Source organism: Sphingobium sp. RC1, from assembly GCF_059738765.1.
On the sequence record NZ_AP027306.1, the window covers coordinates 809,145 to 820,103 of the forward strand.

Consider the following 10,959-nt stretch of genomic DNA (forward strand, 5'->3'; position numbering starts at 1 on the left):
CGGCGCCATGTCCTATGCTCGCGCGGACGTTAGCGATATCGCGCTATGGAAAGATCGGCGGTTTCGATTGCCGGTTTCCGGTTGGAAATAATGTCCGCGATCACATGTCCGGACCCACAGGCCATGGTCCAACCAAGCGTGCCGTGGCCAGTGTTGAGATAGAGGTTCGGTATATGCGTAGGGCCGATGACGGGTGTGCCATCTGGCGTCATGGGACGCAGGCCCGACCAGAAGCTGGCGTCGCCAAGATTGCCGGACGCCGGGAATAGGGACTCAACCGAATATTCCAGCGTGTCGCGACGCTTGTCGGGCAGGTTTGTCGAGAAGCCTGAAAGCTCGGCCATTCCCCCAACCCGGATGCGGTCGCCAAGCCGGGTGATCGCGACCTTGAAGCTTTCATCCAGCAATGTGGAAACAGGCGCACGTTCCGCATCAGTGATGGGAACGGTTATCGAATAGCCCTTTACCGGATAGACCGGCAGCTTGATCCCAAGCGGTGCCACCAGCAGCGGGGAATAGCTGCCCAGCGCGACGATGAACGCATCCGCCTTGATCGGTCCCTTGTCGGTTTCGACATGATCGATCGCGCCCTTGTCCATAACGAGCCGTTCGATCTTGTGATCGTGCAAGAAGGTGACGCCCGCCTCTTTTGCCATGACGGCAAGAGCGTTGGTGAATTTGAAGCAGTCGCCGGTTTCGTCATTGGGCAGGCGCAGGCCGCCCACGATCGACGATTGGCTGTTCGCAAGGCCCGGTTCGGCCGCGATGCAGCCTGCCCGGTCGAGTATTTCGAAGGGAACGCCATCGGCCTTCAGCACGGCTACATCCTTGCCGATGCCATCCATTTGCTTCTTTTCCCGAAACAGCTGGAGCGTGCCCTGTGTCCGCTCATCATAGGCAATGCCCGTTTCGTGGCGGAGCGCGATGAGCTGATCGCGGCTGAACTCGGCCAGGCGCACCATGCGGCTCTTGTTCACCGCATAGGCTTTTTCCGTGCAGTTGCCGAGCATGGCCACCATCCAGCGCCACATGGCGGCGTCGAATGTCGGGCGAAGGATGAGCGGCGCATGCTGCATGAAAAGCCAACGCAGCGCCTTCATCGGTATGCCCGGCGCGGCCCAGGGGGAAGCATAGCCCGGCGAAATCTCTCCGGCGTTGCCGAAGCTGGTTTCCAACGCGGGGCCGGACTGCCGGTCGATCACGACGACTTCATGGCCCGCCTTGGCGAGATACCAGGCGGAAGTTACGCCGATGACCCCGCTGCCCAGAATGGCGACCTTCATGCTGTCATACTCCGCTTTTGCTCGATGGCCTGCGCGGCGTGATATTCACGGGCGTATCGGTGGCCGAGCTGGGTGAGGATTTCGTAGGAAATGGTGCCCGCATCGGCAGCGACATCGTCTATCGACTGGTGTGGGCCGAGCAGTTCGACTGGCGCGCCGGGATAGAGCAGCATGTCGGGAACGTCCGTCACGTCGAGCGTGATGCTGTCCATCGACACCCTGCCGACGATCGGCACCCTGATATTGCCGATGAAGGCTGCGCCACGGTTGCTGAGGTGGCGTGGCCAGCCGTCCGCGTAGCCGACAGGAATGGTTGCGATGTGCGATACGCGCTCTGCCGTGTGGGAGAGGCCATATCCGACGCCTGTTCCGGGAGCGACCGTGCGTAGCTGCGCGATCCGTGCTTCCAGCGAGACGACCGGGCGCATGGGATTGAGCCCGTTCTGCGGCGCCCCGCCGTAAAGCGCGATTCCGGCGCGCACGACCTCATAATGGTAATGGTCCAGAAAACTGCCGCCGCTATTGTCCAGCGAACGAGGCACATCGGGGAAGTTGCGGGCAAAATCGTTGAAGGCCACGACCTGCTTGTCATTGAAGGTGGAAGACGGGTCGTCGGCGCAGGCGAGGTGACTCATGATGAGCACAAGGTCGATGCCGTTCAGGAGCGATCGGTCAGCAAGGATCGCCTTCGCTTCTTCCGTAGAAAGGCCGAGCCGTGACATGCCACTGTCGATCTGAAGCGCTGCGGGGAGGGTGCGGCCTACCGCCTGTGCGAGGCTGGACCAGCGCCTGATCTGATCAAGGGAATTGAGAACGGGCGTCGCGCCTGCGTCCCGGCACTGCCGTTCGGCTCCGGGCTGAAGGCCGTTGAGCACGAAAAGCTGGACCGGGCCGGGGAGGTCAGGCTTGAGCGCCAGGGCCTCGTTCAGTTGCGCCACGAAGAAGCGGCGACAACCTGCGTCCAGCAAGGCAGATGCTACCGCGGAAGCGCCAGTGCCATAGGCATCAGCCTTGACGACGCCAGCCACCTCCGCAGGTGCCACGCGGCGTGCGATGATGCCGTAATTTTCCACAAGGGCGTCCAAGTCGATGCGTAGCACCGCGCCTGCGCAATCCAGCGATCTCATTTAGCGATCCCCCTCATGCATTTTCTAAAGGTGGATTTGCGCCTTTTTCTCCCAAAGTGACGAAGTATGTTCTACAATGTCGATATTATTGAGAGAATGTGCGAAGGAATTGGACGAAATGGCCGTGGGACTGGATCAGACCGACCGTGCGATCCTGCGCTTGCTAAGACTAAATGCAAGACGCCCCAATTCCGAGATTGCCGAGGAAGTCGGGCTGTCGCCGTCAAGCTGTCACCGCCGGATCAAGCTGTTGGAAGATGCGGGAGTCATTCGCGGTTATACGGTGCTGACCAGCCCTCTGCGGGTCGGTGAGAATAGCGTGAACATTTTGGTGCAGGTAACGCTCGACAGGCAGACCGAAGATTATCTGGCACGTTTTGAACATGCCGTCAGGCAATGTCCGGAAATCCGCGAATGCTTCCTGATGACGGGCGGGACGGATTATTGGCTGCGCGTCGAAACGGAAAGCGTTGCTGCTTATGAGATCATCCATAGCGAAATCCTGTCCCGGATGCCGGGCGTGGCGCGCATCAACTCAAGCGTCGCGATGCGCGATGCGCTGAGCCCGCGATCGGCGGGGCCGAGGGGCCGATAGGGCAGGGCGTTCCCCGGAGGCACATCGGTCAGCCTGGCTCCGCGACGGCATCCGTTTGTATCATTTTGGGGATTTCGACGGGGAACCGGCCAAGTGCCGCTTCCGGGGGCATGATATCGCTATGCTGCCCGGTTTTGAGCGGATCAGTGTAAAAACCCAGTGCATAGTTGCCGAAGCTGTAACCGATCAGGTCTGTGAGCTGCTGGTCGAAATGGCGGGCGATTTCTGGCGGGCAGGAGAGATATTGATTTTCTTCCTGCCGCAGCCAGCCGAGCGTATAAGTGACGTTCAGGGCCTTGCGCGCGGCGGTGCTGCGGTTTTCGCCGCCGCTGTGAATGACGGTGCCGTTATAAAGTAGCACGGAGCCCGCTTTCATCACCGCCTGTACGCTTTCGTCGCGGCGGGCCTGACGGGTGAACGGCCATTTGTGACTGCCCGGCACGACATGCGTGGCGCCATTTTCCTCGGTGAAGTCCTCGACGGCCCAAATGCCATTGCATTGGGGTTCGATGCCTTCAGGAATGACGCCTCCGCTGTCATCGCCGCCCCATACGAAGCGGTCGCGGTGGAGCGGCTGCGCATCCTGACCGGGCATGATCGTGATAAGTTGGGTGATGTTGAGCTGAATCTTCGAGCAATAGGGGCGCAGTGTGGCGTTGGCAGCGCCCAGAATGAGGGGTTCAATAGCGATTTCACGCACCGATGGGCAACGCGCGATCAACCCGCCTGTGCGCTTCGTCTTGCGCCCAGCCCATTCGTCCCGCCCATTCGCCGTCTGTTCGATCCAGGGCGCGACATCCTCCTGAAGCGCCTTCAATCTTTCGGGAGAGAGCATGTCCCTGATGATGCACACACCGTCACGGTTTATTGCGGCGACTATGTCTTCAACGCTGCAATCGGGGCTAAAAGTTTGAAGGCCCATAAATTTCCTCTCTCGGGGCTGACATGAATCCTGGCCCTTTTCCAACCGCGTCATTTTTGTCCCATATATGTTGACTATCGTCAACCTTTTCAGCCAATTTCCGCTCAGGCGGAACAATGGCGCGAACATTACATATTTCCAATTTTTAAGACAGTTGACGACCGTCAACTTATGGTCCAACATCCGATTAGCGCATCCCCTCGAATCGCAGCGGGCCAACGGCATTTCCGGGCGATTGGAGTGAGACGACGTCCAGTTTATCAATGGAGTGCCTGATGACTACCGATTTTGCCGACCAGTTCCGTCCGGTAGCGCCGCCTTACGTGATCGAAAACGCCTATACGGAAGATCAGCGTCAGCGGATATTCAAGGTTGTGCGGGAGAATGGCCCATGGCCGCTCATCCTCGCCGAAAACTTCAAGTCTCCCGAAGAAGTCGTCGCCGCGGTGGGCGGCGTCATTCCTGAAGGCATGACCCTCACCTGGGACATGATCCTGCAAGGCAGCGGAACGTTCCGTGGGTACATTGCCCGTCAGGGTGTATGCTTCTATCCCGAACTGAACGATTGCTACTATAACTCCCGGTTCCTGGAGATGTCGCGCGAATATTGGGGCGCGAAATATGCTGAACCAGAGACGTTTCTGATCAACATTCAGGGGCCGACCCTTATCGGTGGACCGCCGCATCTCGATGGCACCGTGTTCCGTGGCATGACCATGGAAAACACGCCGATCTGGCTGCTGCTGATTATGGCTAAATCGCGCCTGTTCGAGCAGTGGCGGAGCAAGAAGATGCAGGTCACCGGCTGGTATTATAAGGGCAATATCGGCGGCGGATTCAACTATTGGCCGGATGGTCCGCGTGGGGAGCCCAAGCAGATCACCGCGCCTATGTGGGGTCGCGCGGTCGTTGCCGAGAACGAAATGATGTTCCACCATGCTCAGGCGACCGGCCCGCTTGCGATGCGTCGTTCCGAAGGTCTGGATATCAGCAGCGTGATGGCACCCGATCCGACGGTCGAAGGCGGTTGGCGGATCGAGACCAACGGCGTGGTCAATCAGCAGCTGCCGGCAGATGAAGTGCGCCTGTTGGTTCACTGGGGCGCGCGAGTGTTCATGGACATGGCCGACCTGAAGCGGACGTTCGACCACACGGACGACATCACGCACGACCAGGCTTTGAACATGCTGATGGACGAAGCCCGCAGCCGTGGCGCTCAGTTCGAAACGCCGACCGATCCGCTGACCGATCGCGCGTTCATCGGCATGCTCAGCCAGGTGTTCGCCGTGAACGGTCCGGCGAACATTCCAGCTGACATGGACGAGGCGCCGCTCGCAGCTTGATAGCTGAATTCGGTACATTGCAAGGTGAAGTGAATGGCGGGCCTCTGCGGCCCGCCATTTGCCTTTTAGGGAACGCGAAAGAGCGCTCGGCGCGGATTATAGTATCGCCGCTTTTCCGAATAGGCGGCAACTTATAAAACAGCAGCATGTGCAAATAAATTCATCTTGACAATGGTTGAAATACGTCAACTATCGTAGGTGGCGAATGTAGAGGTCCGCAGTCGGCGAAGTTGCTGACTGAACGAATATGAAAACCCAATCGCCGATCGGAACCGGTAACTGTGCCGGGGACCGCGATGTCCCACATGAAAGGGGCATTGCTACATATGGGGAGTAGCAATGATGCGATCAGTAGAAAATAGCTTGAAGCTCCTATGCGGAGCCGGGGTCACGGCGTTGTGCATTGCGGGAGCCGCGCAGGCACAGGCCCAATCGGCCGCTGGCTCAAGCGTGAACTCGGCCCCGGATGAAATCGTCGTTACCGCGCAGCGCCGTGACGAGCGCGCGCAGGACGTTCCTATCGCGATTACGGCATTTTCGCCAGAGCGTCTCCAGCAGCAAGGTATAACGCAGCCGCAAAATTTGCAGGCGACGGTTCCGTCTCTGGTGGTCGGCAACAACGGCAATCCCTCGCGCGAAGCGCAAAGCTTTACGATCCGAGGACAGGGTGCGACCTTCCAGGCGTCGCCTGGCGTGGTCGTTTATCTGAATGAAGTGCCGCTGCCCGCGCCGATCTCAATTCCTCAACAAGGCGGTGCCGGTAATTTTGTAGATCTGGAGAATGTCCAGGTACTGAACGGCCCGCAAGGAACCTTGTTCGGACGTAACACGACTGGCGGCGCGGTGCTGCTGGTCCCCAAAAAGCCGACGAACGACTTTGAAGGCTATGTTCAGGGCAAGTTCGGCAATTACGACAACAAGGAACTTGAAGGCGCGATCAACGTCCCGATCGTGGATGACAAGGTTCTGCTGCGGGTCGCCGGAGCCTATCAGGATCGTGATGGCTACACGCGGGATGTCGTCTGGAACACCGATCGCGATAATTTGCACTGGTATTCCGGGCGCGTTGGATTGACGCTGCGGCCGACCGAGACTTTTGAAAATTATACCATGGCCTATGGGGCGAATTCCCGGACCCATGGGACCGGCACGGTCAACACGCATCTCAACGTTGCGGGACTCGCGGCCACGAGCTTTGTCGGCCTTCCTTTCTGCGTTGAAGGACCGACAATCCCTGGCTTTAGCGCATCGTGCGACGTCTACAGAGCGGCTAGCGCGGAAGCAGCCGCCCGTGGACCCAGGCAAACAGCGCATGGCACCAATTCGTTTCAAAGGACGAAGACCTGGGGCGTCACCAATACTTCCACGCTAAATTTGAACGAAGAACTGACGCTGCGTAACATCATCAGCTATCAACGCTTCAAGACCACGTATAGCGTCGACAGTGATGGCACCATCTTCCAGTTCGATGATGGCGATCCGAGGAATTATCCGGCTCCCGGCGTTGTTACTTTGCCCGGTGACGGTACCCCGGTCATCTACGATAATGCTTCGCCGACGCGCCTGCCGCGAGATGATATCAAGGTTTTCACCGAGGAATTGCAGCTTCAGGGCGATTTGTTTGACAAGCTGCTCACCTTTACCGCGGGTGCATTCTACTATGATCAGCGTCCGGCCGGGACTCAGGGGGCGGGTGCAACTGGTTTCTGTCCAGCTTTGTTCACGGGCAACCCATTGGTTTGCGGCGTCTATGACATAAGATATGCGATCACCAACACGTCGAAAGCGCTATATGCGCAGTCGACGCTGGATTTGGGACTGGTTTCGCCTGCATTGCAGAACCTGAAGGTCACGGGCGGTATTCGGTACACTTGGGATAGGGTCAGCGGCTCGGCGGGTCTGTATCAGGTAATCGCTCCAGGGGCATTCTTCTGCTTCGCCGACAATACGATCGCGCCAGACGCTGCCGGTTGCTCATTTGATGCGAATTTGAAGACCAATGAGCCGACCTGGAACATTGGTGTAGATTACAGATTCTCGCCTGAGCTTCTCGTCTACGGCAAGATCAGCCGCGGCTACAAGGCCGGTGGGATAAACGCCAATGCGGTGTTTACCACCACTCGTACTTTCCCGCCGGAGTTCGTCACATCCTATGAAGCTGGCTTCAAGTCGGATGTGCGACTGGCGGGCATGCCGCTTCGGCTCAACGCTACTTATTATTATCTGACCTATAAGGGCATTCAGCGCGCGACCGGCGACTTCAATCCCACCACCGGTGCAGCTGGCGCAAGGGTTCTTTCCGCAGATGCGCGCATCCAGGGTATAGAGGCGGAAGCGTCGCTACGACCGATTCCGGGTGTCGAGATCGGCGGTACGTTCAGCTATACAGATGCCAAGTATAAGAAATATGAGTTCGCACCGAGCAGCCCGACCGAGGACTGCACCGGCAACATCATCAGTGCTCCGGCGACTGTAAACCTGACCTGCATACCGTTCCAATATGTGTCGCCATATATCTACAGCTTCCATGTGTCCGCAGAGCAGCCGCTTGGCGGCGATCTCGGCACACTTGCGATGTTCGTCAACTATTCACACACGTCGGCGCAGCATACGGCGGGCACCAGCCTGCCTGGGGATCAGCCGGGCGAGCGGCTTGAACCATTCGGAACGCTGAACCTGTCGCTGGACTGGCGGAATGTTGCAGGTAGCCGTGTGGACGTAGGCTTCTACGCCACCAACCTGACGAACAAGCTGTATCGTGTCAGCAACAGCAACACCTATAACAGCCAGTTCTTTACTGCGACATTATACGGCGAACCCAGAATGTACGGGGTTCGTCTACGCTACTCATTCGGAAAATGACTTGAAGTTCCGGAGGGTCGAATATGCTTAAAAATGAAGAGCGATGAATATGTCAGATGTGAATAAAGTAGTTCCTTTAGGCTTCACCAAGCTGATCGTGCAGGATCTTGACAAGGTTGCGGCCTTCTATGGCGCCGTATGCGGCCTGATCGAGGAAGCGCAGGCCGATGCGGAAATCGCAGGGCGTCCCATTCGGGAACTGTACTTCAGGTCAAATCCGCCGGGCACGGGGAACTTCACGCTGACAAAATTCCTCGACGTGGAAAAATCGGCCACAGAGTCGGTTATCCTAGGGTTCATCGCCGATGATATCCACCGGTTCGTGGAAAGTGCCGCCGCCGCAGGTGGTGTTTTGGTCGTGGCTGCTCATCCGGAGCCCGAACATGGCGTACACGTGGCCTTCGTCAAAGACGTCGAAGGCAATTTGATCGAGGTGGTCCAACTCATGTGAGGCGCATGGTCATCACGCGTGCAAATGTGAGCGATCATCTTGTGACACCAGCGCCTGAAGGCTTCTGGATCAGGTGGAAGGGGGAGGTACATGGTGCCTCCCCCAACTTTCATAACGGCGCTTGTCGATCAATGACCGGCGCCGCAATTTCAAGTCAGCCGCGGAAGTTGCCGGAATAGGCAATCTCTTCAAGAGGCTTGCGGTTGCTGGGCTCTTCGCGAGCCTGCAGCTTTTCAGGAAGAGACGCGGGGTCGCCCATCCGACCAATCGCTACGGCGGCCTCTATCCGGAAGCCGTCGGGAACGCCCAGCTCTCTCCTGGTTTTGTCCATATCGATCCCGACCATGCCATGGGCGTGATAGCCAATCAGGGTGGATTGTAGCGCTACGGCCGACCAGGCGGCGCCAGCGTCAAAGCTGTGCGAATGGCTGGGCTTGTCCGGCGATCCCATCGTCGTTTCGCTCAGGATGAACAGAAGTACCGAGGCTTCCTTGGCCCAGATCGCGTTGAACGGAATCAGCAGATCAAGGAAGCGCGCCCAATTGGCGGCATCGTCACGCGTCGCATAGAGAAAGCGCCAGGGCTGATAATTGAAGGAAGAGGGCGCCCAGCGTCCGGCATCCAATATGGTGCGCAGATCGTCAGCGGGCATGACGGAGCCATCAAAGGCGCGCGGCGACCAGCGATTTAGAAACAAAGGGTCGAGGGCCGTGTCGGTTTCCCGGTTGAGCGTCATGTCTTTAAGGGTCCTTTGCAACGAAATGGATTGCGCGCAGACTTATCGCCGCAGCTCACCAGAAACGCTTGACTAAAAGTTGTCGCATGTCAACGTCCTGATGGGGCGACGATCGCAAGATCGCGCTTCGGACCATTATGTTCTGCGGTTACTATTGATCATGGTTGCCAGAGGGCGTTCCGCAGATGGCATGCGAGCAGAACTTTTCATCAATTCAAATCAGCGCTACGGGGGAGTATGACTGATCTCAAGGTGAAAAAGGCCAAGCTTGTCGCTCCTCCTCGCCCGGGAGTATATTCCCGGGGTTCCGACACGGTCGATGCAATCCTCAAGGCCGCGTTGCACGTTCTCGTCGATGAGGGCGCGTCGGCGTTCACCCTTCGCCGGATTGCCGCCGAATGTGGGATGAAGGTGGGAAATGTGAGCCGTCATTTCCCGCGTAAGGAAATGCTGGTTCAGGTGCTGCTGGACGAACTGCTCAGCCCAACCGTGGGCGAGGCGAGAGTCAGCCTTACCAATAAGGGCTTACCTGCCGAAGAAGCGCTCGCGCTGGTCATCGGGGGCACCTTCGACGAAACGAAGACGAAGAAGATGACCCACCTGTTTACCGAATTGTGGGCGATGGCGAACCACAATCAGTTCGTCGCGGAACGGGTCGAGATGGTCAATCAGTATATGCACAATCTAATGGCTTCCTATGTCGCCGAACTCAACCCGGCGCTTTCCACGGAGGAAGTCGACATCGTGACCCTGTTCATCAACACGTCGATCGAAGGGTCAACGATATTGGCGGGATATGGCAAGCCGTGGGAGGCCAAGATGCCGCAGCTTAAGGCTTTTGCCGTGAAATCTCTGATCAATCTTGCCAAGACCATCACTCCCGAAGAGGTGAGAGGGCTTCGCCCGGCTGCGTGACGGTATGGCGTGGGGCCGGGAGCAGGAGCTCTTGGCCGCGGCCCCACATCAGGCGATTAAAGTGGATGCAAGTCTGCCCAAGCTGAGCAGGAGGCGGCGACAGCGCCGACGATAGCCGACAGCGCGAGCAATCCTGCGATCAACCGTTCCTGCCAAGCGAAGCGGCGTGCTGTATATAGGCGTTGCCCATTCAGATACGCATTGCCTCGATCATCGAGTCCGATGAGTGCCAGGCCGTCCAGTGAGATGACGCGGACATTTTCCGGCCAGTGAAGTGGCCGGATGTTGGTGCGCCAATGTTTCAGGTCCGCGTAGAATTCAGTTTCTGATATTTCGTGAACAGGAAGAGCGGCTTGCTCGCTTGATTGTGATGCCACTGAGGATGCTCCCTTTTCAAGGATCGCATCAGGCTCCCCTCGACCCGCGATCAGTCATCAAGCCTAATGCATCTGCTAAACATAAGGGATCGGCTAGCGGAGGTGATGGCAAAGTCCATACATGACTTAAATTTTCTAGATTGCCGAATGTTTGGATGCCCGACAAGGATTCGAACCTTGATTGACGGAGTCAGAGTCCGCTCTCTTACCATTAGAGGATCGGGCACCAAGGCGGGTGTAGCCCGCATCGGAAGGGCGCAAATAAGCTGGTTGGATCGGCTGGTCAAGGGGCTTGCACCGGAAAATGCCGCATACTTCGGTCAGGAATAAGCCCGCCGGACAACTGAT

At 57.8% G+C, this 10,959-nt stretch carries 10 protein-coding genes and 1 tRNA gene; 5 read left to right on the forward strand and 6 right to left on the reverse strand.

Annotated elements, in window-relative coordinates; all coding sequences use genetic code 11:
• Positions 1 to 29 precede the first annotated feature (29 nt).
• Together AC6JBC_RS03955 and alr are read right to left on the reverse strand one after the other, a co-directional pair.
• Positions 30 to 1,283 carry a D-amino acid dehydrogenase gene (locus AC6JBC_RS03955; RefSeq protein ID WP_498025508.1) on the reverse strand — a complete coding sequence of 418 codons (1,254 nt, stop codon included), beginning with the start codon at positions 1,281 to 1,283 and terminating at the stop codon, positions 30 to 32.
• Complete coding sequence (gene alr, locus AC6JBC_RS03960; RefSeq protein WP_498025510.1) at positions 1,280 to 2,410, reverse strand: alanine racemase; 1,131 nt, start codon at positions 2,408 to 2,410, stop codon at positions 1,280 to 1,282. The genes AC6JBC_RS03955 and alr overlap by 4 nt, the downstream gene beginning before the upstream one ends.
• 118 nt (positions 2,411 to 2,528) lie before the next feature.
• Between alr and AC6JBC_RS03965 the strand changes: the two genes are divergently transcribed.
• Positions 2,529 to 3,005 (forward strand): Lrp/AsnC family transcriptional regulator, encoded by a 477-nt coding sequence (locus tag AC6JBC_RS03965; protein WP_196224367.1) that lies wholly within the window; start codon positions 2,529 to 2,531, stop codon positions 3,003 to 3,005.
• Positions 3,006 to 3,033: 28 nt separating this feature from the next.
• Here AC6JBC_RS03965 and AC6JBC_RS03970 read toward each other — a convergent pair whose 3' ends face one another.
• On the reverse strand, positions 3,034 to 3,858 hold the full coding sequence (locus tag AC6JBC_RS03970) for a phytanoyl-CoA dioxygenase family protein (RefSeq protein WP_498025512.1): 825 nt from the start codon (positions 3,856 to 3,858) through the stop codon (positions 3,034 to 3,036).
• Between the two features lie 344 nt (positions 3,859 to 4,202).
• On the opposite strand from AC6JBC_RS03970, the gene AC6JBC_RS03975 reads away from it, so the two are divergent.
• The 3 genes from AC6JBC_RS03975 to AC6JBC_RS03985 all read left to right on the forward strand — a co-directional run bounded on the left by AC6JBC_RS03975 (position 4,203) and on the right by AC6JBC_RS03985 (position 8,583).
• Entirely contained in the window at positions 4,203 to 5,270 is a 1,068-nt protein-coding gene (locus AC6JBC_RS03975; RefSeq protein WP_498025514.1) for a hypothetical protein, read from the forward strand.
• A gap of 450 nt (positions 5,271 to 5,720) precedes the next feature.
• The gene (locus AC6JBC_RS03980) at positions 5,721 to 8,132 is read left to right on the forward strand and encodes a TonB-dependent receptor (protein ID WP_498025515.1); all 2,412 of its coding nucleotides are present in this window, start codon (positions 5,721 to 5,723) and stop codon (positions 8,130 to 8,132) included.
• Positions 8,133 to 8,181: 49 nt separating this feature from the next.
• Positions 8,182 to 8,583 carry a VOC family protein gene (locus AC6JBC_RS03985; RefSeq protein WP_498025517.1) on the forward strand — a complete coding sequence of 134 codons (402 nt, stop codon included), beginning with the start codon at positions 8,182 to 8,184 and terminating at the stop codon, positions 8,581 to 8,583.
• A gap of 154 nt (positions 8,584 to 8,737) precedes the next feature.
• Here the strand turns inward: AC6JBC_RS03985 and AC6JBC_RS03990 are convergent, their stop codons facing one another.
• On the reverse strand, positions 8,738 to 9,319 hold the full coding sequence (locus tag AC6JBC_RS03990) for a nitroreductase family protein (protein ID WP_498025518.1): 582 nt from the start codon (positions 9,317 to 9,319) through the stop codon (positions 8,738 to 8,740).
• A gap of 237 nt (positions 9,320 to 9,556) precedes the next feature.
• On the opposite strand from AC6JBC_RS03990, the gene AC6JBC_RS03995 reads away from it, so the two are divergent.
• A complete protein-coding gene (locus AC6JBC_RS03995; RefSeq protein ID WP_449473910.1) occupies positions 9,557 to 10,234 on the forward strand; it encodes a TetR/AcrR family transcriptional regulator in 678 nt (225 codons plus the stop codon).
• Between the two features lie 56 nt (positions 10,235 to 10,290).
• Here the strand turns inward: AC6JBC_RS03995 and AC6JBC_RS04000 are convergent, their stop codons facing one another.
• Both AC6JBC_RS04000 and AC6JBC_RS04005 read right to left on the reverse strand, forming a co-directional pair.
• Positions 10,291 to 10,611 carry a hypothetical protein gene (locus AC6JBC_RS04000; RefSeq protein ID WP_498025519.1) on the reverse strand — a complete coding sequence of 107 codons (321 nt, stop codon included), beginning with the start codon at positions 10,609 to 10,611 and terminating at the stop codon, positions 10,291 to 10,293.
• Positions 10,612 to 10,763: 152 nt separating this feature from the next.
• A tRNA-Gln gene (locus tag AC6JBC_RS04005) sits at positions 10,764 to 10,837 on the reverse strand.
• Positions 10,838 to 10,959 lie beyond the last annotated feature (122 nt).

Coding starts and splice junctions, on each gene's coding strand:
- AC6JBC_RS03955 (WP_498025508.1), bottom strand. CDS start 1,283: ATGAAGGTCGCCATTCTGGGCAGCGGGGTCATCGGCGTAACTTCCGCC.
- alr (WP_498025510.1), bottom strand. CDS start 2,410: ATGAGATCGCTGGATTGCGCAGGCGCGGTGCTACGCATCGACTTGGAC.
- AC6JBC_RS03965 (WP_196224367.1), top strand. CDS start 2,529: ATGGCCGTGGGACTGGATCAGACCGACCGTGCGATCCTGCGCTTGCTA.
- AC6JBC_RS03975 (WP_498025514.1), top strand. CDS start 4,203: ATGACTACCGATTTTGCCGACCAGTTCCGTCCGGTAGCGCCGCCTTAC.
- AC6JBC_RS03985 (WP_498025517.1), top strand. CDS start 8,182: ATGTCAGATGTGAATAAAGTAGTTCCTTTAGGCTTCACCAAGCTGATC.
- AC6JBC_RS03990 (WP_498025518.1), bottom strand. CDS start 9,319: ATGACGCTCAACCGGGAAACCGACACGGCCCTCGACCCTTTGTTTCTA.
- AC6JBC_RS03995 (WP_449473910.1), top strand. CDS start 9,557: ATGACTGATCTCAAGGTGAAAAAGGCCAAGCTTGTCGCTCCTCCTCGC.